This is a genomic window from Aquincola agrisoli, from assembly GCF_036621135.1.
Classification (GTDB): domain Bacteria; phylum Pseudomonadota; class Gammaproteobacteria; order Burkholderiales; family Burkholderiaceae_C; genus Aquincola; species Aquincola agrisoli.
The window spans coordinates 1-23,465 of the sequence record NZ_JAZIBG010000056.1; the positions used below are offsets into that span (position 1 = coordinate 1).

19 protein-coding genes, 1 other RNA gene and 1 pseudogene are annotated in these 23,465 nt (G+C 69.4%); 14 read left to right on the forward strand and 7 right to left on the reverse strand.

Annotated elements, in window-relative coordinates; all coding sequences use genetic code 11:
• Window positions 1-472: 472 nt before the first annotated feature.
• Entirely contained in the window at window positions 473-742 is a 270-nt protein-coding gene (locus V4F39_RS25140; protein WP_332292963.1) for a hypothetical protein, read from the reverse strand.
• A 210-nt stretch (window positions 743-952) separates the two neighbouring features.
• On the opposite strand from V4F39_RS25140, the gene V4F39_RS25145 reads away from it, so the two are divergent.
• The 5 genes from V4F39_RS25145 to V4F39_RS25165 all read left to right on the forward strand — a co-directional run bounded on the left by V4F39_RS25145 (window position 953) and on the right by V4F39_RS25165 (window position 7,627).
• Window positions 953-1,477, forward strand: coding sequence for a transposase (locus tag V4F39_RS25145; protein WP_332292965.1), 525 nt, complete (start codon window positions 953-955; stop codon window positions 1,475-1,477).
• 614 nt (window positions 1,478-2,091) lie between these two features.
• Complete coding sequence (locus V4F39_RS25150) at window positions 2,092-2,688, forward strand: DUF2760 domain-containing protein (RefSeq protein WP_332292967.1); 597 nt, start codon at window positions 2,092-2,094, stop codon at window positions 2,686-2,688.
• Complete coding sequence (locus V4F39_RS25155) at window positions 2,685-4,532, forward strand: Hsp70 family protein (protein WP_332292969.1); 1,848 nt, start codon at window positions 2,685-2,687, stop codon at window positions 4,530-4,532. The genes V4F39_RS25150 and V4F39_RS25155 overlap by 4 nt, the downstream gene beginning before the upstream one ends.
• A gap of 34 nt (window positions 4,533-4,566) precedes the next feature.
• Window positions 4,567-7,350 (forward strand): Hsp70 family protein, encoded by a 2,784-nt coding sequence (locus V4F39_RS25160; protein WP_332292971.1) that lies wholly within the window; start codon window positions 4,567-4,569, stop codon window positions 7,348-7,350.
• Window positions 7,351-7,366: 16 nt separating this feature from the next.
• A complete protein-coding gene (locus V4F39_RS25165; RefSeq protein WP_332292974.1) occupies window positions 7,367-7,627 on the forward strand; it encodes a DUF3297 family protein in 261 nt (86 codons plus the stop codon).
• Window positions 7,628-7,719: 92 nt separating this feature from the next.
• On the opposite strand, the gene ssrA is transcribed toward V4F39_RS25165, so the two are convergent.
• From ssrA to ompA, 4 genes are all read right to left on the reverse strand, one after another.
• Window positions 7,720-8,092: a transfer-messenger RNA gene (ssrA, locus tag V4F39_RS25170) on the reverse strand.
• A gap of 12 nt (window positions 8,093-8,104) precedes the next feature.
• The gene (gene gph, locus V4F39_RS25175) at window positions 8,105-8,773 is read right to left on the reverse strand and encodes a phosphoglycolate phosphatase (RefSeq protein WP_332292977.1); all 669 of its coding nucleotides are present in this window, start codon (window positions 8,771-8,773) and stop codon (window positions 8,105-8,107) included.
• Window positions 8,770-9,474: a bifunctional 2-polyprenyl-6-hydroxyphenol methylase/3-demethylubiquinol 3-O-methyltransferase UbiG gene (gene ubiG / locus V4F39_RS25180; RefSeq protein ID WP_332292981.1), complete on the reverse strand. Its 705-nt coding sequence runs from the start codon at window positions 9,472-9,474 to the stop codon at window positions 8,770-8,772. The genes gph and ubiG overlap by 4 nt, the downstream gene beginning before the upstream one ends.
• 88 nt (window positions 9,475-9,562) lie before the next feature.
• On the reverse strand, window positions 9,563-10,222 hold the full coding sequence (ompA, locus tag V4F39_RS25185) for an outer membrane protein OmpA (protein ID WP_332292984.1): 660 nt from the start codon (window positions 10,220-10,222) through the stop codon (window positions 9,563-9,565).
• Window positions 10,223-10,488: 266 nt separating this feature from the next.
• On the opposite strand from ompA, the gene gyrA reads away from it, so the two are divergent.
• The 8 genes from gyrA (at window position 10,489) to V4F39_RS25225 (ending at window position 20,626) form a co-directional block, all read left to right on the forward strand.
• Complete coding sequence (gyrA, locus tag V4F39_RS25190; protein ID WP_332292986.1) at window positions 10,489-13,122, forward strand: DNA gyrase subunit A; 2,634 nt, start codon at window positions 10,489-10,491, stop codon at window positions 13,120-13,122.
• Window positions 13,122-13,682 carry a DUF2059 domain-containing protein gene (locus V4F39_RS25195; protein WP_332292989.1) on the forward strand — a complete coding sequence of 187 codons (561 nt, stop codon included), beginning with the start codon at window positions 13,122-13,124 and terminating at the stop codon, window positions 13,680-13,682. The genes gyrA and V4F39_RS25195 overlap by 1 nt, the downstream gene beginning before the upstream one ends.
• A gap of 16 nt (window positions 13,683-13,698) precedes the next feature.
• On the forward strand, window positions 13,699-14,802 hold the full coding sequence (pheA, locus tag V4F39_RS25200; RefSeq protein WP_332292991.1) for a prephenate dehydratase: 1,104 nt from the start codon (window positions 13,699-13,701) through the stop codon (window positions 14,800-14,802).
• A gap of 10 nt (window positions 14,803-14,812) precedes the next feature.
• The gene (locus V4F39_RS25205; protein ID WP_332292993.1) at window positions 14,813-15,706 is read left to right on the forward strand and encodes a prephenate dehydrogenase; all 894 of its coding nucleotides are present in this window, start codon (window positions 14,813-14,815) and stop codon (window positions 15,704-15,706) included.
• Window positions 15,707-15,740: 34 nt separating this feature from the next.
• Window positions 15,741-17,741, forward strand: coding sequence for a bifunctional 3-phosphoshikimate 1-carboxyvinyltransferase/cytidylate kinase (locus V4F39_RS25210; protein WP_332292995.1), 2,001 nt, complete (start codon window positions 15,741-15,743; stop codon window positions 17,739-17,741).
• A 151-nt stretch (window positions 17,742-17,892) separates the two neighbouring features.
• Window positions 17,893-19,608: a 30S ribosomal protein S1 gene (gene rpsA, locus V4F39_RS25215; RefSeq protein WP_332292997.1), complete on the forward strand. Its 1,716-nt coding sequence runs from the start codon at window positions 17,893-17,895 to the stop codon at window positions 19,606-19,608.
• Between the two features lie 28 nt (window positions 19,609-19,636).
• Complete coding sequence (locus V4F39_RS25220) at window positions 19,637-19,963, forward strand: integration host factor subunit beta (RefSeq protein ID WP_332292999.1); 327 nt, start codon at window positions 19,637-19,639, stop codon at window positions 19,961-19,963.
• Between the two features lie 153 nt (window positions 19,964-20,116).
• A complete protein-coding gene (locus V4F39_RS25225; protein WP_332293001.1) occupies window positions 20,117-20,626 on the forward strand; it encodes a MarR family winged helix-turn-helix transcriptional regulator in 510 nt (169 codons plus the stop codon).
• Window positions 20,627-20,642: 16 nt separating this feature from the next.
• Here the strand turns inward: V4F39_RS25225 and V4F39_RS25230 are convergent, their stop codons facing one another.
• Window positions 20,643-21,302, reverse strand: a complete 660-nt coding sequence (locus tag V4F39_RS25230; RefSeq protein ID WP_378235092.1) for an ATP-binding cassette domain-containing protein — start codon at window positions 21,300-21,302, stop codon at window positions 20,643-20,645.
• A 66-nt stretch (window positions 21,303-21,368) separates the two neighbouring features.
• Window positions 21,369-22,121: pseudogene (locus V4F39_RS25235) on the reverse strand (ABC transporter permease); the annotation flags it as partial.
• Between the two features lie 68 nt (window positions 22,122-22,189).
• Between V4F39_RS25235 and moeA the strand changes: the two are divergent.
• Complete coding sequence (gene moeA / locus V4F39_RS25240) at window positions 22,190-23,458, forward strand: molybdopterin molybdotransferase MoeA (protein WP_332293003.1); 1,269 nt, start codon at window positions 22,190-22,192, stop codon at window positions 23,456-23,458.
• Window positions 23,459-23,465: the final 7 nt, after the last annotated feature.

Sequence of the window (23,465 nt, forward strand, 5' to 3'; positions counted from 1 at the left end):
TTTCGACCTTCGCCTTGCGGCTTCAGGTACTCGCCTTCAAACGCCCACACTTATCGGCTGTAACTTTTTAAAGAACTCGACCTTCCGGTCGCATCACCAATCTCGTTTACCGTGATCAGCGAAGACAGTGATTATGACTTGATTTTTAAATCCCTGTCAAACACTTGGTCTTTGCAGCCGCTGCAGCGATCTATCCACCACCTCAGCCACCAACCACCGCAAACCTCACATCGCCCGCCCCTCCCAGGGCAGAACGCTGCGTGATCAGCGAAGCCTTCGACTGTAGCACGGCAACTGCAAGCAATGCAACCTCCCGCAGAACGCCTTTGCCAGCACGGCTCCAACTACTGGAGCGTCGCCGCACCGAGCGCGGTGCTGGGCGCTCAGGGCCGCGCGCGCTTGTGCGTGATCCTCAGTTGCCACAGCAGCTTGGTTTGACGCCTGCGCTTGTACGCCGCACTGTTGTCCGTCATCACACCGGTCTCACCACGCCCAGCCGCTCACAGTAGCGCAGCGCCGCCGGCAGAAACATGCAGGCAGTGGCACTGGCCTCGTCCGCCAACACCAGGCTGAGGCCAACGCGCGAGTGGTCGCCGATGGCCATGGGCAATGACTGCCAACCCGCGCTGCGCCTGCGGTTGCCCGCCCCCCCCCCGCGGTGGTCAAGCTGCGCGATTCCGCCGAACTTCTTCATGTTCAGGCGCAGCAACTCGCCCGCAGCGGCTCGCTCGTAGCGGCGCACGGTTGGCAAGTCCTGCGGCAAAGGCGGCTTCGCCAACACGGCGCCCTGGCAGAGCAAGCGCATCGGCACCGGGGGCTGCCATGGTGGCGCGAACTGCAGTCCCGAAGACCCCGCGTTGACGGCGTCGCTGCCACCGCGCGGCTTTGCGCAGGCTCAGCATGTTGCTGGCGCAACGCATCTGCGGCTACGCCTGCACCCGGGCTGGCAGACGTGTGCGACCACAACGCGTGCGCAACGGCCGGGTGGCGCAGACGGCCGTCGGACGCGGCCGGGCGCTGCCCGATCGGTATCGACGCCGCACCAAGCAGCGCATGCACGGCATGCTTCGGCTGTGCCACCTACGCTGGGGACTGCGATCGCCCCCTCATCGCCCGGGTGGGGCATGGTCCGGAAGGCGCCAACCCCAGCTTCATCCTCACTAGCGTGACGGTCGCCCTGAGTTGCTTGTCCTACAAGCACCTTGGAGCCGGGGCCGAGAACTGCATCAAGGACGCGCGGATCGACCTGTCTGGGCGCCGCGCCAATAGCCGCCGCTTCTGGGCCAACCCGGTGCGCCTGTCGCTGGCCGCGCCGGCCTACAGCCACGCGCTGGTGGCCACCGTGCCGACCCACGCCAGCACGGCCACCATTCGCGTGCGCCTGCCCGTGATCGCCAAAGCCCTCGTGCGCAACAGCCGGCACGTGGACATGATGCTGGGTCGCACTACGGCTTCGACAACGCAGCGCGGGCGCTGACTCCGTAAAACCGCTCCAGTGCCTCCCCGGCGCGTTGGCAGGCAACAGGGGTAATAGGGCGATACGCCCGCAAAGCTATCCACCGCCCCGCCCGCCCCGCTTGCAACACTGCGCCGGCGAAGCCACAACAACCTCGCACCGTCGGGTCCACCTGCGGCGGTGGTCAAAGCCATGAGGCGGCGGCTTCGCCCCACTGACGGGCTACCTGGCCAAAACCGACGCGGTCGACGCGCGCATGCTGCGGACTTCGCCGCGGTGCCGCTGCCTGGTTCCCCTCGGCAGCTTCTTGTGGCGATCGGCCACCCGCCGCAGCGATGGCCGGCCGCGCTGGTGACGTGCCGTCGACACCTGCTGACCATGGCGCTCATGACCCCCTATCGAGGCCCCCCCACCGTGACAGCCATCAACGCGCGGCTCGACGAGATCGAGGCTCAGATGCTGGCCACGTGCGCGAACACTTGCCGAGCTCGACATGGCCGCGCCGACGCCAGCCGCCGCCACCGGCCATCAACAAGGACTTCGACACGCGCCCGGTCACGCCAGCAAACTCCCAAGGTGGCCCTGGCGCGGCCTGCATGCTCAAGCTTCTGGCCACACGGCGGCAGAATGGCGCCATGAACGACACACTGACGCCGCCGGGCTTCCTCCGCCGCATCCCGCTCGCTGTCGCGAGCTTCTTTCGCGTGCTCTTCGACGGTGAATTCGCGGCTCGCGTGGTGGCTCTGCGCAGTGGCCCCCCAGCCTCTGCAACGCCCTCGCCGACTCCACCCGTGGCCCCCGTTGCACCGCTCAAGGCGGCCCCGGTGCCTGCTCCGTCAGCGCTGCGCGATACCTCGCCCGACTCGGCGCTGCAACTCCTCGCGCTGTTGCAGCGCGACGGCCGGCTGATCGACTTCGCGCACGAGAACCTGACCGGCCACGCCGATGCCGACATCGGCGCCGCCGCGCGGCTGGTGCACGAAGGCGTCGGCAAGGTGCTGCGCGAACACTTCTTGATCGAACCGGTGCGCAGCGAGCCCGAAGGCAGCCGCATCGTGCTGGAAGCCGGCTTCGATGCCGCCGCGCACAAGCTCACCGGCCGTGTCGCCGGCGAGCCGCCGTTCAAGGGCAGCCTGGGCCACCGCGGCTGGCGCGTCGCCGAGGTGCGGTTGCCGCAGCTGGCCGAGCGGCACGATGCACGCGTCATCGCCCCGGCGGAGATCGAGCTGTGAGCGAAGCGCGCTACCGGATCGGCATCGACCTCGGCACCACGCACTGCGCGCTGGCCTATGTGGATACCGCGGCGACCGACGGCGACGCCGTCGCCGGCACGGTGCTGCAGGTGCCGCAGCTGAGCGCGCCGGGGTCGGTCGAGGCCCTGCCGTTGCTGCCTTCTTTCCTGTACCTCCCGCACCCCGACGAACTGGCGCCCGGCGACTTGGCCCTGCCCTGGTCCGCCGAGGGCCGCGAGATCGTCGGCGAGCTGGCCCGCAGCCGCGGCCAGGGCACGCCGATCCGGCTCGTCGCCAGCGCCAAGAGCTGGCTCTGCCATCCGGGCGTGGACCGGCGCGCCGCCATCCTGCCCAACGACGCGCCGGAAGAAGTGGCGCGCGTGTCGCCGCTCGAGGCATCGACGCGCTACCTGCAGCACCTGCGCCGCGCCTGGGACCATGCGCATCCCGATGCGCCCTTCGTCGACCAGGACGTCACCGTCACCATCCCCGCATCGTTCGACCCGTCGGCGCGCGAGCTGACGGCCGAGGCGGCGCAGGCGATCGGCTGCCGGCAACTGACGCTGCTCGAGGAACCGCAGGCCGCGCTGTACAGCTGGATCCAGGGCAGCGCCGGCGGCTGGCGCAAACAGGTGCGGCCGGGCGACGTGCTGCTCGTCGTCGACGTGGGCGGCGGCACCAGCGACTTCTCGCTGATCGCCGTGCTGGAGACCGAAGGCAACCTGGAACTGCGGCGCGTCGCCGTCGGCGACCACATCCTGCTGGGCGGCGACAACATGGACCTGGCGCTTGCGCACACGGTGGCCGCCAAGCTCGCCTCGGGCAACGGCACGAAGCTCGACGCATGGCAGATGCGCGCGCTGACCTATGCCTGCCGCGCCGCGAAGGAAACGCTGCTGGTCGACTCCGACGTCCAGGTGCAGCCCATCGTCGTGCCCAGCCGCGGCTCGCGCCTGATCGGCGGCAGCCTGCGCACCGAACTCACGCGCGATGAAGTGAACCAGGTCGTGCTGAACGGCTTCTTCCCGGAAGTGGCGGCCTCGGCCCGGCCCATCAGCCGCGTGCGGGCGGGCCTGGCACAGCTCGGCCTGCCCTACGCGCAGGACGCGGCGGTCACGCGGCACCTGGCGGCCTTCCTAGGCAAGCAGGTGGGCGCGCTCGAAGAACTGCCCGGCTTCACCGCCTCTGGGGGCGCGAGCTTCCTGCACCCGACCGCGGTGCTGCTGAACGGCGGTGTGCTCAAGTCCGGCCTGCTGGCGCAACGCACGATGGACGTGCTGAACGCCTGGCTGGCCGCCGAAGGCGCGGCGCCGGCGCGGCTGCTGGCGGGTGCCGACTTCGACCTCGCGGTGGCCCGGGGTGCCGCTTACTACGGCCATGTGCGCCATGGCCGCGGCGTGCGCATCCGCGGCGGCACGGCGTTCTCGTACTACGTCGCGGTGGAGTCGGCGGTGCCCGCGGTGCCGGGGTTCGAGCCGCCGGTGCAGGCCCTGTGCATCGCGCCGTTCGGCATGGAGGAAGGCAGCGCAGCCGACCTGCCGGCGCAGGAGTTCGGCCTCGTCGTCGGCGAGCCGGTGCAGTTTCGCTTCTTCAGCTCGTCGGTGCGGCGGCAGGACCAGGTCGGCACGCTGCTCGACGGGTGGGACGACGAGGAGCTGCAGGAACTGGACGCCATCCACGCCAGCCTGCCGGCCGATGGCCGACAGGCCGGCGAGGTGGTTGCGGTCCGCCTCGAAGCGCGCGTGTCGGAAGCCGGCACGCTCGAACTCGCCGCGCTGCCGCGCAGCGGGCCGGAGCGCTGGAAGATCGAGTTCGACGTGCGTGGCCAGGGCCTGCAGGGATGAGTCACCGAGTGCCTCGGGAGGCGGGCCGCCCGCGATGATCATCGGCATCGACCTCGGCACGACGCACACCGTCGCCGCCTATGCCGACCCGGCGGGGGACGGCGAGATCCACCATCTCGAGATCGAGCAGCTCGTGGCGCCGGGCCAGGTCGCGGCCCGGCCGCAACTGGCCTCGCAGCGCTACCACCCGATGCCGGGCGAGATCGCGCCGGGCGATCTGCAGCTGCCCTGGCCGCAGGCCGACCCCGCGGGGCTGCAGGAAGTGGCCGTCGGCCAGCTCGCACGGCAGCTCGGCGCGCAGGTGCCCGGGCGGTTGGTCACCAGCGCGAAGAGCTGGCTCTCGCACGCCGCCGTGGACCGCACCGCCGCCATCCTGCCCTGGGGTGCCGAGCCTGAAGTGCCCAAGGTCTCGCCGCTCGTGGCCAGCGCCAGCTACCTCGCGCACGTGCGCGCCGCGTGGGACCACCGCTTCCCCGACCGACCACTGGCCGAGCAGCAGATCGTGCTGACCGTGCCCGCCTCGTTCGACGACGGCGCGCGCGTGCTGACGCTGGAAGCCGCGCGAATGGCCGGCCTGCCGGCGCCGCGCCTGCTGGAGGAGCCGCAGGCCGCTTTCCACGACTGGCTGCACCGCCACCGCGCGACGCTCGCCACGGACCTGGCAAGCACGCGGCTGGTGCTGGTCTGCGACGTGGGCGGCGGCACCACCGACCTGAGCCTGATCCGCGTCGGCCCCGGCGCCACGCCGGGCGCCCCGCCCACACTGGACCGCGTGGCCGTCGGCGAGCACCTGATGCTCGGCGGCGACAACATGGACCTGGCGCTCGCGCACCGGCTCGAAGCGCAATTGGGCGGGGGCGAGCGTCTGTCGGCAGCCCGGCTCGCGCAGCTCGTCGAGCGCAGCCGCGCGGCGAAGGAGGCGCTGCTGGCGGCCGATGCGCCGCATCGGCTGGGCGTCACCCTGCTCGGCGGCGGCTCCCGGCTGGTGCGCGGCGCCCGCACGGTGGAACTGACGCGCAGCGACGTCGAGGCCTGGCTGGTCGACGGCTTCTTTCCACGGGTGGCCGCGACAGACAAGCCCGCACGGCTGCGCGGCGGGTTGGTGGCCTTCGGCCTGCCCTATGCCAGCGACGCGGCCATCACCCGCCACGTCGCGGCCTTCCTGCAGCAGCACGCCGGCGCCGTCGCGGCCGCGCTGGGCGATACGCACCGCGGCGCGGCACACGCGGTGCCCGACACGCTGCTGCTGAACGGCGGCGTGTTCCGCGCCGCGGCGCTGCGAGACCGGCTGCTGGCCACGCTCGGCGATTGGCGCGGCGCGCCGTTGCGGCTGCTCGGCGACGCGGACCCGGACCTCGCGGTGGCCCGCGGCGCGGTGGCGCACGCGCTGGCCCGGCTCGGCCATGCACCGCGCATTGGCGGCGGCTCCGCGCGCAGCTACTTCCTGCTGCAGGGCGAGGGCCGGCCGGCCGTCTGCCTGCTGCCGCAGGGCAGCGCCGAGGGCGAGGAACGGCGGCTGGCCGACCGCCGCTTCGTGCTGCGGGTGGGCGAGCCCGTCAGGTTCCACCTCGCATCGCAGACCGCGGCGGCCTCGGGCCACGCGCCGGCCGCGGGCGAACTCGTCGAGCTGGCTCCGGGCGATCACGTGCGCCTGCCTCCCATCGCCACGGTCGTCTCGGCGGCGGGTGAGCAGCAGCGCGACATCTCGGTCGAGCTTGCGACGCGGCTCACCGAACTCGGCACGCTGGAGCTGCACTGCATCTCGCCGGACGACGCGGCGCGCCGCTGGCAGCTGGAGTTCCAGCTGCGGGGTGCGACCGGCGAGGACGAGGGCACCGGCGACAGCCCGGCAGCGGACGCGCCGCCCCCGGGCTTCGACGACGCCTTGCAGCGCATCGACCGTGTGTTCGGCTCGCGCAGCGCGCCAGTGGACCCGAAGGACGTGAAGCAGTTGCGCGCGCAGCTGGAACGCGCACTCGGGGATCGGGACCGCTGGCCGCCGCCGCTGCTGCGCAGGCTGTTCGACGCGTTGTGGCAGCGCGCCCGCGGCCGGCGGCGCTCGTCCGATCACGAGAGGCTGTGGCTCAACCTGGCGGGGTACTGCCTTCGGCCGGGCTTCGGCATGCCGCTGGACGACTGGCGGGTCGAACAGCTGTGGTCGATCTTCGAGTCCGGCGTGCAGCACCCGAAGGTCGCGCAAGTGGGCTCCGAGTGGTGGACGCTTTGGCGCCGAGTGGCGGGCGGGCTGACGGAAGCGGCCCAGTTGCGGCTGCTGCAGGACTTCGCTCAGAACCTGGAATCGGCCCGCAAGGGGGGCCCGAAGCTGCCCGCCAACGTCGTGCGCGGCGCGGTCGACGACATGCTGCGCCTGGGCGCCGCGCTGGAGCGCATACCCGCGGAACACAAGGTCGAGGTGGGCGATTGGCTGCTCGACAGGCTGGCCAACGCGCCACCTGCCGAAGATCCGCTGCTGCTGTGGGCGCTGGGGCGCCTGGGCTCCCGCCAGCCGCTGCACGGCAGCGCCCATGCCGTGGTGCCGCCCGAAGCCGCCGCGCGCTGGCTGACCGCCGTGCTGGCCAAGGACTGGAAGCGCGTGGAAGGCGCGGCCTTCGCGGCGGCGCACATCGCGCGCCGCACGGACGACCGCGCGCGCGACCTGCCCGAAGCCTTGCGGGAAGAAGTCGTGGCCCGCCTGGAGGCCGCGCGCGCGGCGCCGGGCTGGATCACGATGGTGCGCGAAGGCGGCGCGCTCGACGAAGAAGCCACGCGGCATGCCTACGGCGAGGCGCTGCCGGCGGGTTTGAAGCTCGTCGCCTGAATGCAAAAATCACAGCATGACCGAACACACCAGCCCCATCGCCGAACGGCCCCCGCTGCCCGATCACCTCTGCGTCGAGCCCCGCAGCCCGCACCACGTCGCTGCCGTGCTGGAACATCCGATCGGCGTCCGCTTCAATGGACAGGAACGAGGCGACGTGGAGGAGTACTGTGTCAGCGAAGGCTGGATCAAGGTCGCCGCCGCCAAGGCACGCGACCGGCACGGCCGCCAGCTGCTGATGAAGATCAAGGGCCGCGTCGAGCCGTTCTACCGCTGAGACAACGAGGGTGGTTGGGGTCTACGACGCCGGCCCTTACGAGCAAAGAAAAAGCCCAAGTCGTCGATCGACTTGGGCTTTTCAAACGATTTTGGTGGAGCCGGGGGGAATCGAACCCCCGTCCGCGAACCATCACCGGACAGTTCTACATGCGTAGCTGGCTGATTTGGAGTCTCACGCTGAGGTCGCGCAGCAGCACGCTACCTTTCACGCCAGTCACTTTATCTCGTCCTGAACCGAGTGACCCGGCTCAGAACCAGCCAATGTGAATGACCTCTCAGCCTAGGATCTTGCGATCTTCGGCCCGGCCCATCGGCCAACCGTTGAGAGGCTCACCGGTGTTAAGCGGCGAGGGCGAAACGTTCGTCGTTCGCAGTTACTTTGTTTCCAGTGGTTTTACGAGCGAACTGGTGCTCGGCATGCCCTGCGCCGGATCCGTACCCACGTCGAAACCAGGTCGGCCCCAGGCCTCGTAGTTTAGGCGAGTTCCAGCCAATTCAAGAGGGCCGCAGGCCGATCGAGCAGAACATCGGCGCCCCATGCGTCGATCGCCTCACCTTGGCCCAGGTAGCCCCATGCTGCAGCCAGGGTGCCCATGCCCGCACTGCGGCCGGCCTGTACGTCGCGAAGATCGTCGCCGACATACACACAATCTGCTGGAGCCACGAGCATGCGCCGGGCGGCCTCCAGCAGCGGCTCGGGATGCGGCTTGGCATGAGGCGTGGTATCGCCACACACCACTGCGCCGGCCCGGCCATGCAGGCCCAAGCCCCGCACCACCGGCAACGTGAAACGCTCCGCCTTGTTCGTCACGATGCCCCAACGAAGCCCAGCCGCCTCGATGCCATCGAGCACGGCCTGCATCCCTTCGAAGACCACCGTGCGGTGCAGCAGCCCCTGCTCATACGCAGCCAGGAACTCGTCACGTAAATCGTCGAATGTCGCATCGCCTGGCGCGACGCCGAAGGCCGCCCCCAGCATGCCCCGCGCGCCGGACCCCACCAGGGGGCGCAAGCGCTCGTAAGGGAGCGGCGGCAGGCCACGCCGCTCACGCAGCGTGTTGGCTGTCCCGGCCAGATCGGGCGCGCTGTCAATCAACGTGCCATCCAGATCGAACAGCACCGCTCGTACACCCAGGCGGCTCATGCCGCCGACTTTCGGCAGGCCACGAGATAGTTGACGCTCGTGTCGGATGACAGCCAGTAGCGTTGCGTCAGAGGGTTGTATTCCATGCCACGCGTCTCATTCAGCACCAGCCCCCCCTCGCGACACCAACGGGCCAACTCGCTCGGCCGGATGAACTTGGCGTATTCGTGGGTACCCTTGGGCAGCAGCTTCAACACATGCTCCGCGCCCAGAATCGCAAACAGGAAAGCCTTGGTGTTGCGGTTGATCGTCGAGAAAAACACCCATCCCCCCGGCTTCACCATGGCGGCGCACGCCTTGACGACCGACGCTGGATCGGGGACATGCTCGAGCATCTCCATGCAGGTGACCACGTCGAAAGCAGCAGGCTGCTCAGCTGCCAGCGCCTCCGCAGCCACGGCCCGGTATTCAAGCCCCGCCACGCCGCTCTCCAGTGCATGCAACTGCGCGACCTTCAGCGGCTTGTCGGCCAAGTCGATGCCCAGCACCCTGGCGCCGCGCTGGGCCATCGACTCGGCCAGGATCCCGCCGCCGCAGCCCACATCGACGACGCGCTTGCCGGCCAGCGACACAGCACGGTCTATCCAGTCCAGCCGGAGCGGATTGATGCGATGCAGCGGTCGAAATTCACTCTCAGGGTCCCACCAGCGGTGAGCGAGCTCGCTGAATTTCGCGAGTTCCTGCGGATCGGCATTCATCATGGGACAAGATGGTACCCGAGGGCACAGATTGGCCGCCAAAAACGAAAAACCCCGCCGAGGCGGGGTTTGTCAAGCATCGGCGCGCCGATTACTTATTGCGGGTGCCCACCACCTCGATTTCCACGCGGCGATTCTTCGCGCGGCCATCGGCGGTCTTGTTGTCGGCGACAGGCTGCTTTTCGCCCTTGCCTTCGGTGTACACGCGATTCTTCTCGACGCCCTTGCCGACCAGGTAAGCCTTAACGGCTTCGGCGCGGCGCACCGACAGGCGCTGGTTGTAGGAATCAGAACCGACGGAGTCGGTATGACCCACGGCGATGATGACTTCCAGGTTGATGCCGCCGGTCTTGCTGACCAGGTCATCCAGCTTGGCACGGGCTTCCGGCTTCAGCACCGACTTGTCGAAGTCGAAGAATGCATCGGCGGCGTAGGTGACCTTCTCGCTGACGGGCGTCGGGGCGACGGCAGGCGCCGCGGGTGCAGGCGCCGGAGCGGGCGCAGCAGCGGGAGCGGGCGCCGGAGCCGCGGCGGGCGCAGCAGGCTTCAGCGCGCCGTCGCAGCTCGGATCGGCCGTGGCGGGAGTCCACGAAGCATCGCGCCAGCACAGCTCGTTGGTACCGTTTTTCCAGACGGTGCCATCGGTAGCGCGCCAGTTGTCGTTCGTCTTCGCTTGAGCAAAGGCCGTCGACAGCGGAGCGGCGAGCGCGACCGATGCGAACAGCACCGCCACGGTGTTCAGTTTCTTCATTGATTCTCCTCTCAAGGAAAGCCGCAGTTGTGCTGCGTAACGTCCAAATTCGGATGCGATTAACTTGGCAAGCGCCTAGTTTGCAGGCACCCACCACCGACGCGAAGGATTGTGCCATACGGCGCTCGGCTGGCCCTATTTTGGCGGTGGCCCGCGCCGGCAGCGGCAGCACTGTTGCGCGCGAGAGACAAAGCCGTGCCGCATAGAATCCGATCCCCCTCTTCCGTGGCCTCGGCGCATCGCGCCGCCCTGCGATTACCGCCCTCATGACCCAGTTCGCCAAGGAAACCCTGCCCATCAGCCTCGAAGAGGAGATGCGGCGCTCGTACCTCGACTACGCGATGAGCGTCATCGTCGGCCGCGCACTCCCGGATGCGCGCGACGGCCTGAAGCCCGTGCACCGGCGTGTGCTCTTCGCCATGCACGAGCTCAACAACGACTGGAACCGGCCCTATAAGAAGTCGGCCCGTATCGTGGGGGATGTCATCGGTAAGTACCACCCGCACGGCGACCAGTCGGTCTACGACACGATCGTCCGGATGGCGCAGGATTTTTCGATGCGCCACATGCTGGTGGACGGCCAGGGCAATTTCGGCTCCGTCGACGGCGACAACGCCGCGGCGATGCGTTACACCGAAATCCGCCTTTCGAAGATCGCGCACGAATTGCTCGCCGACATCGACAAGGAAACCGTCGATTTCGGCCCGAACTACGACGGCTCGGAGAAGGAGCCGCTCGTGCTGCCGACCCGTCTGCCGAACCTGCTGGTCAACGGCTCGGGCGGCATCGCGGTCGGCATGGCCACCAACATCCCGCCGCACAACCTCAATGAGGTCGTCGACGCCTGCCTGCACCTGCTGCGCAACCCCGGGGCGACGATCGAGGAACTGATGTCGATCGTGCCGGCGCCGGACTTCCCCACCGCAGGGATCATCTACGGCCTGAACGGCGTGCGCGAGGGCTACCGCACCGGACGCGGCAAGGTGGTCATGCGGGCCAAGTGCCACTTCGAGGACATCGACCGCGGCCAGCGCCAGTCGATCATCGTCGACGAGATCCCCTACCAGGTGAACAAGAAGACCCTGCTCGAGCGCATCGCCGAGCTGGTCCACGACAAGAAGATCGACGGCATCAGCCACATCCAGGACGAGAGCGACAAGTCCGGGATGCGCGTGGTCATCGAGCTCAAGCGCGGCGAAGTACCCGAAGTGGTGCTGAACAACCTGTACAAGCAGACGCAGCTGCAGGACAGCTTCGGCATGAACATGGTGGCGCTGGTCGATGGCCAGCCCAAGCTGTGCAACCTCAAGCAGCTGATCGAGTATTTCCTCGAGCACCGCCGCGAGGTGGTGACGCGGCGCACCGTCTTTGCATTGCGCAAGGCGCGCGAGCGCGGCCATGTGCTCGAAGGCCTGGCCGTGGCGCTGGCCAACATCGACGAATTCATCGAGATCATCAAGAACTCGCCGACCCCGCCGGTGGCCAAGAGCGAGCTGATGGCGCGCAGCTGGGATTCGTCGCTCGTGCGCGAGATGCTCGCACGCGCCGAATCCGAGACGCCTGGCGGACGCGCCGCCTACCGGCCCGAAGGCCTGCCCGCCGACTACGGGATGCAGGCCGACGGCCTGTACCGCCTGTCGGATGACCAGGCCCAGGAAATCCTGCAGATGCGCCTGCAGCGCCTGACCGGCCTGGAGCAGGACAAGATCGTCGGCGAGTACAAGGACGTGATGGCGCAGATCGCCGATCTGCTGGACATCCTCGCCAAGCCCGAGCGGGTCACCTTCATCATCAGCGAAGAGCTGACCGCGCTGAAGCTGGAGTTCGGCCAGACCAAGGTCGGCGCACGCCGCAGCGTCATCGAGCACAACGTGCAGGAGCTCGGCACCGAGGACCTGATCACGCCGACCGACATGGTCGTCACGCTCAGCCACAGCGGCTACATCAAGAGCCAGCCGCTGGGCGAATACCGCTCGCAGCGCCGGGGCGGCCGCGGCAAGCAGGCAACGGCGACCAAGGAAGACGACTGGATCGACCAGCTCTTCATCGCCAACACGCACGACTGGATCCTGTGCTTCAGCGACCGCGGCCGCGTCTACTGGCTGAAGGTCTGGGAGGTGCCCCAGGGCGGCCGCGCGAGCCGCGGCAAGCCGATCGTCAACATGTTCCCGCTGCAGCCCGGCGAGAAGATCACCGTCGTGCTGCCGCTGACGGGCGAGTTCCGCACCTTCCCTGCCGACAACTACATCTTCATGGCGACCGCCCTGGGCACCGTGAAGAAGACGGCGCTGGACGAATTCAGCAATCCGCGCAAGGCCGGGATCATCGCCGTCGACCTCGACGAAGGAGACCACCTCATCGGCGCGGCGCTGACCGACGGCAAGCACGACGTGATGCTCTTCTCCGACGGCGGCAAGGCCGTGCGCTTCGACGAGGACGACGTGCGCCCCATGGGCCGCCAGGCCCGCGGCGTGCGCGGCATGATGCTCGAGGACGGCCAGAGCCTGATCGCGATGCTGGTCGCCGAGGACGAACTGCAAAGCGTGCTCACGGCCACCGAAAACGGCTTCGGCAAGCGCACCTCCATCGTCGAGTACACCCGGCACGGCCGGGGAACCAAAGGCATGATCGCCATCCAACAAAGCGAGCGCAACGGCAAGGTGGTCGCCGCCACGCTGGTGCGCCCGGAGGACGAGATCATGCTGATCACCGACAAGGGCGTGCTCGTGCGCACCCGCGTCGCAGAAATCCGCGAACTCGGCCGCGCCACGCAGGGCGTCACGCTGATCGCGCTGGACGACGGCACCAAGCTCTCGGGCTTGCAACGCATCGTCGAGAACGACGCCAACATCGAAACCCCGGGCGAAGGCGATGCCGCCGCCCCTGAGGAGAACACCTGATGAAGAGAACCTTGCTGCTGGCGGCCCTCGTGGCCGCCTCGATGGGTGCGCACGCGCAGACGAAGAAGGAACTGGTCCAGAAGATCGTCGCCGCGCAACAGCCCGCCATCGAGAACATCGCGAAGAACATCGCCGAACGCCCCGCCCTGCAGCTGATGCAGGCGGCCGGCAGCGCACTCCAGCAGCTGCCCACCGACAAGCGCGAGCTGACCGGCAAGCAGATCGAGGCCGACCTGCGCAAGTTCGTCGACGAGGCTGTGCCGCTGCTGCGCGATCGGGCGATGAAGCTCGCGCCGTCGGTCCTCGGCGCCTCGTTCGAAGAGAAGTTCACCGAGGACGAGCTGAAGCAGCTCCTCGCGTGGCTGGAGTCGCCGGTCAACAAGAAGTACCAGCAGGTCGCGCCCGAGATGCAGAACGCGTTCGCGCAGAAGCTCATCGCGGAAGCCGCACCGCTGCTCGATCCCAAGCTGCAGGCGCTGCAGCAGAAGGTGCGCGGCACGCTCGGCCTGCCTCCGCCGCCCGCCGCCAGCGCGCCCTCGTCCAAACCCAGCGGCAAGTAAGTAGATCCGTCCTGCCATGACCGACACCGCTCCCACCGCGCCCGAACTGCTGGCGCTGCGCCACCAGATCGATGCGCTCGATCGCGACCTGCTGGCCTTGCTCAACCGGCGCGCCTCGCTGGCGCAGGCCGTCGGCGAGATCAAGAAGAAGGAAGGTTCGGTCGTCTTCCGCCCCGAGCGGGAGGCCCAGGTCATCGACGGGCTGAAGCAGGTCAACGCCGGCCCGCTGCGCTCAGAAAGCGTGGCGCCCATCTGGCGGGAGATCATGTCGGCCTGCCGGTCGCTCGAAACGCCGACGCGCGTGGCCTACATGGGCCCGGCCGGCACCTTCAGCGAGGAGGCGGCGCTGGGGTACTTCGGCGCCTCCATCGTGCGCATGCCCTGCGCCAATGCCGACGAGGTGTTCCACGTCACGACCTCGGGTGCTGCCGACTTCGGCGTGGTGCCGGTCGAGAACTCCAACGAGGGCGTGGTGACCCGGTCGCTCGACCTCTTCCTGACCACGCCGCTCTTCATCATCGGCGAAACCAGCCTGATGGTGCGCCAGAACCTGCTGCGCAGCATCGACTCCCTGGAGGGCCTGGAGGCGGTCTGCGCACATCCGCAGGCGCTCGCGCAGTGCCACGGCTGGCTCAGCAACCACCTGCCGCACGTGGAACGCCGGCCGGTGTCGAGCAATGCCGAAGGCGCCCGCCTGGCCAGCACCAACCCGGCGCTGGCCGGCATCGCCAGCGAGCGCGCCGCCAGCGAGTACGGCCTGCACGTCGTCGGGCGCGCCATCCAGGACGATCCACACAACCGCACGCGCTTCGCGGTGCTCACGCACCCGGACCGCCACCCCCGTCCCGGCCGCTCGGGGCACGACTGCACCAGCCTCGTGGTGTCGGTCGTCAACAGGCCGGGGGCGATGCACGACATGCTCGTCCCGCTGAAGCGGCATGGCGTCTCGATGACGCGCTTCGAGTCGCGCCCCGCGCGCTCGGGCCAGTGGGAGTACTACTTCTACATCGACCTGCAGGGCCACCCGGAAGATCCGCCGGTGGGCACCGCGCTGGCCGAACTGCGCACCGTCTGCGACTTCTTCAAGGTGCTGGGCACCTACCCGCTCGATACCCATTGAGGCCCGACGCATGTTCCAGCAACTCGGCCTGATCGGCTGCGGCCTCATGGGCGGCTCCTTTGCGCTGGCGCTCAAGCGCGCCGGGCTGGTCAAGCACGTCGTGGGGTACAGCAAGTCGCCGTCGACGACCGAACGCGCCAAGCGCCTGGGTGCGATCGACGCCGCCGCGGAATCGGCGCTGCTCGCCGTGGCCGGCGCGGACATCGTGCTGATCGCCGTCCCCGTGTCCGCCACCGAAGCAACGTTCAAGGCCATCCGCCACTTGATGGAGCCCGGTGTGCTGTTCATGGACGTGGGCTCCACGAAGCGCGACGTGGTCGACGCCGCGCGCCGCGCGCTGAAGGAACAGATCGGCGGGTTCGTCCCGGCCCATCCCATCGCCGGCAAGGAGCAGGCGGGCATCCAGCATGCGGATGCGGCGCTCTACACGGGGCGCCAGGTGATCCTCACGCCCCTGCCGCAGACCGAGCCGGCGCTGGTCCAGAAGGCCACGGACGTCTGGAGCGCCATCGGCGCGCAGGTGCTGAAGATGACGCCGGACAACCACGATGCGGCCTTCGCCGCCGTGAGCCACCTGCCGCACCTCCTGGCCTTCGCCTACTTCAGCGCCGTCGCCAAGCAGCCCGGCGGGAAGGATTTCCTCTCGCTGGCCGGCCCGGGCTTCCGCGATTTCACCCGCATCGCCGCGAGCGATCCGACGATCTGGCGCGACATCCTGCTGGCGAACAGGGAAGAAACGCTGAAGCAGTCGACACGCTTCCGGCACGCCCTCGATGCGCTGGAGCACGTCATCCGATCGGGCAACGCCGAGGCGCTCGAGGACCTGATCCGCAGCGCCTCGGAAGGCCGCGCGGCCTGGCACATGGGCAGCCCGCCGAGCCCCGCCGCCGCACCGGCACGCTGACCCTCACCACCCCCACCCAGCCATTCCTGCGTTCGTGTACGCCATTCCCTTCCTCGACATCCCCCCGCTCGCCAAGGCGTCGGGCACGGTGCGCCTGCCGGGCTCCAAGAGCATCTCCAACCGCGTGCTGCTGCTGGCCGGGCTCGCCGCCGGCAGCACCCTCGTGCACGACCTGCTCGATTCCGACGACACGCGCGTCATGATCGATGCACTGCGTGCGCTGGGCTGCGGCCTCGCGCGGGAAGGAGCTGCACTGCGTGTCACCGGCCTGGGCGGCCGGCTGCCGGTGACGCAGGCCCGGCTCTTCCTGGGCAACGCGGGCACCGCGATGCGGCCCCTCGCGGCAGCCCTGGCGGTGCTGGCCGCCACGCAGGGCGGCGAGTTCGAGCTGAGCGGCGTCGCCCGCATGCACGAGCGGCCCATCGGCGACCTGATCGACGCGCTGCGCCAGCTCGGCTGCGACGTGCAGTACCTCGGCACCGAAGGCTATCCGCCGCTGCGCCTGGCGGGCCGGCCCGGCGGCACGCTCTCCACCGGCACCGCCGTACGCGTGCGCGGCGACGTCTCCAGCCAGTTCCTGACCGCGCTGCTGCTGGCGCTGCCGCTCGCCAGCCGCAGCGATGGCGCGCCGATCGTGATCGAGGTCGATGGCGAACTCATCTCCAAACCCTATGTCGAGATCACGCTGAACCTGCTCGCGCGCTTCGGCATCGCCGTCGAGCGCGAGGGATGGCAGCGCTTCGCCATCCCCGCCGGCAGCACCTACCGCTCGCCGGGCGAGGTGTACGTGGAAGGCGATGCCTCTTCGGCGTCGTACTTCGTCGCGCTCGGCGCCATCGCGGCCACCGATGCGCCGGTGCGCATCGAAGGCGTCGGCAGCGCCTCGATCCAGGGCGACGTGCGCTTCGTGGAAGCCGCCCGTGCGATGGGTGCCGACGTGCGAACCGAAGCCAACGCGATCGAGGTGCGCCGGGGCGACTGGCCGCTGCGCGCCATCACGCTCGATTGCAACCACATCCCCGACGCGGCCATGACGCTCGCGGTGATGGCCCTCTACGCCGACGGTCCGACCCGCCTGACGAACATCGCGAGTTGGCGCGTCAAGGAGACCGACCGCATCGCCGCGATGGCCATCGAGCTGCGCAAGGTCGGCGCCGACGTCGTCGAGGGGGACGACTTCATCGAGGTGCGGCCGCCGGCGCGCTGGCAGCCTGCCGCGATCCGCACCTACGACGACCACCGGATGGCGATGTGCCTGTCGCTGGCGGCCTTCAACGGCGTGCCGGTCCGCATCCTCGACCCCAAGTGCGTCGGCAAGACGTTCCCCGACTACTTCGAGGCGCTGTTCGGCCTGTCCCGCACGCCGCGGGAGCAGGTGCCGGTCATCACGATCGACGGTCCGACCGCCTCCGGCAAGGGCACGCTGGCCAGCACGCTGGCCGCTGCCCTGGGCTACCACTTCCTCGATTCCGGCTCGCTGTACCGGGTCGCGGCGCTCGCGTCGCTGCAGGCCGGCGTCTCCGACAGCGACGGCCCGGGCATCGCGGCGGTCATCGCCACCCTCCGGCTGCGTTTCGACGGCCCTCGGCTCTACCTCGGCGACACGGAAGTCAGCGAGGAGCTGCGGCGCGAGGACGTCGGCAGCCGGGCGTCCAGGATCTCGGCACTGGCGGACGTGCGGGCCGCGCTGTATGCGCTGCAGGTGTCATTCCGGCGCCCGCCGGGGCTGGTGGCCGACGGACGCGACATGGGCACGGTCATCTTTCCCGATGCCCAGCTCAAGGTTTTCCTGACGGCGAGTGCGGCCACGCGGGCCGAAAGACGCCATAAGCAGTTGATTTCCAAAGGAATGCCCTCTAATATCGACAGTCTTCGCGCTGACCTGGAAGCACGCGACGCCCGGGATCGCACCCGTGCCATCGCCCCGCTGCAGCCCGCCGAAGATGCGCAGTTGCTCGACAACTCCGCCCAGGCCGTGGAGGAATCCGTGGCCGTGGTGCTGGATTGGTGGGCGAAGCGAAGGCCTTTTGGCTGATTTTTCGGTGCCCGCAGGCCACCCCAGCAGCGCGAAGCTGCGCCGGCCAGCGGGTTTGTTCAACCCAACCGCAACTTCCCGTTGCACTTCCCGCCGGCCATCAGATCGCTCCGATCGCCCTCCCTTACCGGCCGGTTCCCCAGGAAACTCCATGTCTGAAACCCAAACTGCCACCATGGGCGGCGAATCCTTTGCCGCGATGTTCGAAGAAAGCCTGCAGAAGCGCGACATGCGCGCAGGCGAGGTGATCTCGGCGGAAGTCGTCCGCATCGAGCACAGCTTCGTGGTGGTCAACGCCGGCCTCAAGAGCGAGTCCTACGTTCCCATCGAGGAATTCAAGAACGACCAAGGCGAGGTCGAGGTCGAAGTCGGCGACTTCGTGTCGGTCGCGATCGACTCCCTCGAAAACGGCTACGGCGACACCATCCTGTCGCGCGACAAGGCCAAGCGCCTGGCCTCGTGGCTGTCGCTGGAGAACTCGCTCGAGTCGGGCGACTTCGTCACCGGCACCGTCAACGGCAAGGTCAAGGGCGGCCTGACCGTGCTGGTCAACGGCATCCGCGCGTTCCTGCCCGGCTCGCTGCTCGACACGCGCCCGGTCAAGGACATGAGCCCGTTCGAGGGCAAGACCATGGAGTTCAAGGTCATCAAGCTCGACCGCAAGCGCAACAACGTCGTGTTGTCGCGCCGCGCCGTGGTCGAGGCCTCGATGGGCGAAGAACGCGCCAAGCTGATGGAGACGCTGCGCGAAGGCGCGATCGTCGACGGCGTGGTCAAGAACATCACCGAATACGGTGCGTTCGTCGACCTGGGCGGCATCGACGGCCTGCTGCACATCACCGACATGGCCTGGCGCCGTGTCCGTCACCCGAGCGAAGTGGTGACGGTCGGCCAGGAACTGCAGGCCAAGGTCCTGAAGTTCGACGCCGAGAAGAACCGCGTCTCGCTGGGCATCAAGCAGCTGGGCGACGACCCCTGGATGGGCGTGGCTCGCCGCTACCCCACCGGCACGCGCCTGTTCGGCAAGGTCACGAACATCGCCGACTACGGCGCGTTCGTCGAGATCGAGCCGGGCATCGAAGGCCTGGTGCACGTCTCCGAGATGGACTGGACCAACAAGAACGTCAGCCCGAGCAAGCTGGTCTCGCTGGGCGACGAAGTCGAGGTCATGGTCCTCGAGATCGACGAAGACAAGCGCCGCATCAGCCTGGGCATGAAGCAGTGCAAGGCCAACCCGTGGGAAGAGTTCTCTTCCAACGTCAAGCGCGGCGACCGCGTGAAGGGCCCCGTCAAGTCGATCACCGACTTCGGCGTGTTCGTCGGCCTGTCGGCCGGCATCGACGGCCTGGTGCACCTGTCCGACCTGTCCTGGCACGAGCCGGGCGAAGCGGCCGTGCGCAACTTCAAGAAGGGCCAGGAAGTCGAAGCCATCGTGCTGGCCGTGGATGTCGAGCGCGAACGCATCTCGCTGGGCATCAAGCAGCTCGACGGCGACCCGTTCGCCACCTTCACCACGCTGAACGACCGCGGCGCGCTGGTCAACGGCAAGGTGAAGACGGTCGACGCGCGGGGTGCGGAGATCCAGCTGACGGACGACGTCACCGGCTACCTGCGTGCTTCCGAAATCAGCCGCGACCGCGTCGAAGACGCGCGCAACGTGCTGAAGGAAGGCGACGACGTCAGCGTCATGATCATCAACATCGACCGCAAGCTGCGTTCGATCCAGCTGTCGATCAAGGCCAAGGACTCCGCCGACCAGCAGGAAGCCATGCAGCGCCTGTCGCAGAGCAACGAGCGCGAATCCGCCGGCACGACCAGCCTGGGCGCCCTGCTGCGCGCCAAGCTGGACAACCAGAACAACGGTTGATGTCCACGGGCCGCCTGGCTTTCCGCGCATGACCCGGTCCGACCTCGTGGCTGCGCTGGCCGAACGTTTCGGCCAGCTCACGCAACGCGACACCGAGTTCGCCGTGAAAACCATGCTCGACGCGATGTCCGACGCCCTGGCGCGCGGGCATCGCATCGAGATCCGCGGCTTCGGCAGCTTCTCGATCAACCGCCGGCCGCCGCGGCTGGGCCGCAACCCGCGCAGCGGCGAGCAGGTGGTGATCCCCGAAAAGCTCGTGCCGCACTTCAAGCCGGGCAAGGCGCTGCGGGAGGCGGTCGACGCGAACGTGCCGATCGCCCCCGGGCCCGACACACCGCCCGGGCCGCAGGCCTGACCGGCCTGCCGCGCAGCGTCACCTCCCCCCACACGGCCCGCAGGCCGTGTTTTTCTTTCTGCGGCAGGCGGCCGCTAAACTTTCTTCGCGTCCCCGCAACGGTGGACGTGGGCAGCGGCCCTCCCCGCGTGCAGGCCTTCCTGTGCAGCCGACATGATCGAAAAACCCACCCGCAAGTCCATGCAGGAAGAGTTGGCGCAGCGCCAGGCCCGCTCCGCGCTGTTCTCCCGGCCCGGCTTCCTCATTCGGCGCCTGCACCAGATCCACACCTGGCTCTTCGCGGAGGAAACCCAGCGGTTCAACATCACCCCGGTGCAGTACAGCCTGCTGACGGTCCTGGTCGAACATGGCGAGATGGACCAGAACACGCTGGCGCTGGAGATCGGGCTCGAGCGCACCAGCGTCGCGGAAGTCCTGCCGCGGCTGGAGGCACGCGGCGTGGTCGAGCGCCGGCAGTCGCCGCTGGACAGGCGCGTCAAGCTCGTGAAGATCACCCGTAAGGGCCGGGACCTCGTCAAGCGCATGGCCGTCGCCGCGCAGCGCGCGCACGACCGCACGATCGAGCAGCTGCCGCCGGCCGAAAGGGATCTGTTCATGCTCCAGCTCATCAAGCTCGTCGAGGCCAACAACGACAACAGCGTCGTCCCGCTGCGCCTGCGCTGACAAGCCCCCCCCGGCCTCAGGACCAGGGCAGCTCGCCCCGCAGGAACTGCGCGGCCTCCCGCGGCAGTTCGCCGTTGAAGAACTGCTCGGTCGGCAGCACCGCCACGAGCCGGCCCTGCTCCAAATAGCCCACCCGGTCGGCGAGGCGCTTGGCCTGGCCGAGGTTGTGGGTGCTCATCACCAGCGTGACGTCGGCGCCGATCTGCTCGATCAGCGCCTCGATCTCCCGCTTTGCGCCCGGATCCAGGCTGGCGGTCGGCTCGTCCAGGAGCAGCAGGTCGGGGGCCAAGGCCCACGCCCGGGCCAGCGCCAGCCGCTGCTGCTGGCCGCCGGACAGCGTGCGAGCGGGCCGCCCCGCCATCGCGGCCAGCCCGACACGTTCCAGCGCCTCGCGGCAGCGGCCCTCCCGCTGCGCACGCGGCACCCGCCGCAGCCACAGGCCGAGCAGCACGTTCTGCCGCACCGACAGGCTGAGCAGGAACGGGCGCTGGAACAGCATCGCCACCACCGGCGCCCGCCCCTCCGGCTGCAACGGATGCCGCCGCGAGCGCCCATCGAACGGCTGCAGCCCGTGCAGCACCCGCAGCAGCGTCGACTTGCCCGAGCCATTGGCACCCACCAGCAGCAGGCGCTCGCCGCGGCGCAGTGTGAGGGTCAGCCCCTGCAGCGCCGTCACGCCGGCGAACCGGACCTCGACCTGCGCCAGCTCGACGAGCGGCAGGCCGGCCGGCCGCGGCCCGGCCGCGGTGCCGCCGGGCGGCCGGCAGGACGCCGCGCCGGCCGGGGCGGCCGCCAAAGCAGGCACCGCCGCGCGCAGCTGCAGCCCGCCGATCAGCAGGTTGACGAGGCCGACGACCATCAGCAGCACCAGGCCCAGCGCCAGCGCCAGCGGCAGGTCGCCCTTGCTCGTCTCCAGCGCGATCGCGGTGGTCATCACGCGTGTCACGCCGTCGATGTTGCCGCCGACGATCATCACCGCGCCCACCTCGGCCACCGCCCGGCCGAAGGCGGTGAGCAGGATCGTCAGCACGCCGAACCGCTCGTGCAGCAGCAGCAGGCCGGCGGCCGTCAGCGGGCTGGCGCCCAGCGAACGCAGCTGGTCTCCCCCCTCCTCCAGGCCGCTTTGCACCAGGCGCCGCGACAGCGCCGCGATCAGCGGCACGACCAGGATGGTCTGTGCCACCACCATCGCCGCGGGTGTGAACAGGATGCCCCAGCTGCCCAGCGGCCCGGCGCGCGACAACAGCAGGTAGACGGTGAGCCCGACCACCACCGCGGGCAGGGCCAGCAGGGTGTTCATGAGCCACACCAGAACGTTGCGGCCCGGGAAGCGCACCACCGCCAGCCACGCCCCCAGCCACAGGCCGATGGCCGCGCCCAGCATGCAGGCGGTCGCGCTGACCTGCAGCGACAGGGTCACGATGCTCACGAGCTGCGCATCGACGCCGCCGATGAGCTGCAGCGCCAGGCGCAGGCTGTCGGCGACGGTGTTCATGCGGTCGGGCGGGGCATCCGGTATGGGCAGAATCGAGCCTGCACTGTACCCAGCACGGACACCACCGCATGTCGGAACTCGGCCCTTCCCCGCTCGCCGCGGGCGACAAGAACCTCAGCGTCGCCGAAGCACGCGCCGCCATCGCCGCCTCGCTGACGCCCATCGCCGGCGACGAGACCGTCGACCTGCCCGAGGCGCTCGGCCGTGTACTGGCGCAGGACCTGCTGTCCCCGATCGACGTCCCCGCGCACGACAACTCGGCGATGGACGGCTACGCCTTCGACGGCGCGCTGCTGCGCGACGACGCCCCGCTCGACCTGCCGGTGCAGGGCACCGTCTATGCCGGCCAGCCGTTCGCCGGCGTGCCCGACCGGCTGGCCGCGCTGCGCATCATGACCGGCGCCGTCATGCCGCCCGGCCACGACACCGTCGTGCCGCAGGAGCTGGCCTCGGCCGGCGACGGGCGGGTGCGCATCGAGCCGGGGGCGGTCCGGCGCGGCGACAACCGCCGGCGCCGCGGAGAAGACCTGAGCGCAGGCCGGCCGGCCCTGCATGCCGGCCGGCTGCTGCGCCCGGCCGACATGGGGTTGATCGCCTCGCTCGGCATCGAGTCGGTGCGGGTGCGGCGCCGGCTGCGGGTCGCGCTCTTCTCCACCGGAGACGAGCTGCGCTCGCCCGGCCAGGCCCTCGACGCCGGCTGCGTCTACGACAGCAACCGCAGCAGCCTGCGCGCCGCGCTGCAGCGCCTCGGCGTCGAGGTGGTCGACCTCGGGCTGGTGCCTGACGACCCCGCTGCGCTGCAGGCCACGCTGGAACAGGCCATCGCCCAGGCCGACGCCGTGCTCACCAGCGGCGGCGTCAGCGTCGGCGAGGCCGACCACACCCGCGCGCTGCTGGCCCGCCTGGGCGAGGTCGCGTTCTGGAAGGTCGCGATGCGCCCGGGCCGGCCGTTTGCGTTCGGCCCGCTGCGCGCTGCGGACGGCGGCCCGCGCTGGCTGTTCGCGCTGCCCGGCAACCCGGTGGCCGCCCTGGTCACCTTCTACGTCTTCGCGCGGGAGGCGCTGCTGCAGCTGGCCGGCGCCACGCCGCAGCCGCTGCCGGTGCTGCGGGCACGCAGCGTGGCACCGATCCGCAAGCGCCCCGGCCGCACCGAGTTCCAGCGCGCCGTGGTCAGCCCGGGCACCGAGGGCTGGCAGGTGCAGACCACCGGCACCCAGGGCGCCGGCATCCTGCGCAGCATGAGCGAGGCCAACGCGCTGCTGGTGCTCGGACACGAGCAGGGCTCGGTGGCCGCGGGCGAGTTCGTCGACGTCTGGCTCTTCGACGGACTGGCCTGATCCGCCC

Bases quoted from the DNA above. Each gene is read 5' to 3' on its own strand.
- moeA (WP_332293003.1), top strand. From the start codon at position 22,190: ATGTCGGAACTCGGCCCTTCCCCGCTCGCCGCGGGCGACAAGAACCTC.
- ompA (WP_332292984.1), bottom strand. From the start codon at position 10,222: ATGAAGAAACTGAACACCGTGGCGGTGCTGTTCGCATCGGTCGCGCTC.
- V4F39_RS25195 (WP_332292989.1), top strand. From the start codon at position 13,122: ATGAAGAGAACCTTGCTGCTGGCGGCCCTCGTGGCCGCCTCGATGGGT.
- V4F39_RS25220 (WP_332292999.1), top strand. From the start codon at position 19,637: ATGACCCGGTCCGACCTCGTGGCTGCGCTGGCCGAACGTTTCGGCCAG.
- gph (WP_332292977.1), bottom strand. From the start codon at position 8,773: ATGAGCCGCCTGGGTGTACGAGCGGTGCTGTTCGATCTGGATGGCACG.
- ubiG (WP_332292981.1), bottom strand. From the start codon at position 9,474: ATGATGAATGCCGATCCGCAGGAACTCGCGAAATTCAGCGAGCTCGCT.
- V4F39_RS25205 (WP_332292993.1), top strand. From the start codon at position 14,813: ATGTTCCAGCAACTCGGCCTGATCGGCTGCGGCCTCATGGGCGGCTCC.
- rpsA (WP_332292997.1), top strand. From the start codon at position 17,893: ATGTCTGAAACCCAAACTGCCACCATGGGCGGCGAATCCTTTGCCGCG.
- V4F39_RS25165 (WP_332292974.1), top strand. From the start codon at position 7,367: ATGACCGAACACACCAGCCCCATCGCCGAACGGCCCCCGCTGCCCGAT.
- gyrA (WP_332292986.1), top strand. From the start codon at position 10,489: ATGACCCAGTTCGCCAAGGAAACCCTGCCCATCAGCCTCGAAGAGGAG.
- V4F39_RS25225 (WP_332293001.1), top strand. From the start codon at position 20,117: ATGATCGAAAAACCCACCCGCAAGTCCATGCAGGAAGAGTTGGCGCAG.
- V4F39_RS25150 (WP_332292967.1), top strand. From the start codon at position 2,092: ATGAACGACACACTGACGCCGCCGGGCTTCCTCCGCCGCATCCCGCTC.
- pheA (WP_332292991.1), top strand. From the start codon at position 13,699: ATGACCGACACCGCTCCCACCGCGCCCGAACTGCTGGCGCTGCGCCAC.
- V4F39_RS25160 (WP_332292971.1), top strand. From the start codon at position 4,567: ATGATCATCGGCATCGACCTCGGCACGACGCACACCGTCGCCGCCTAT.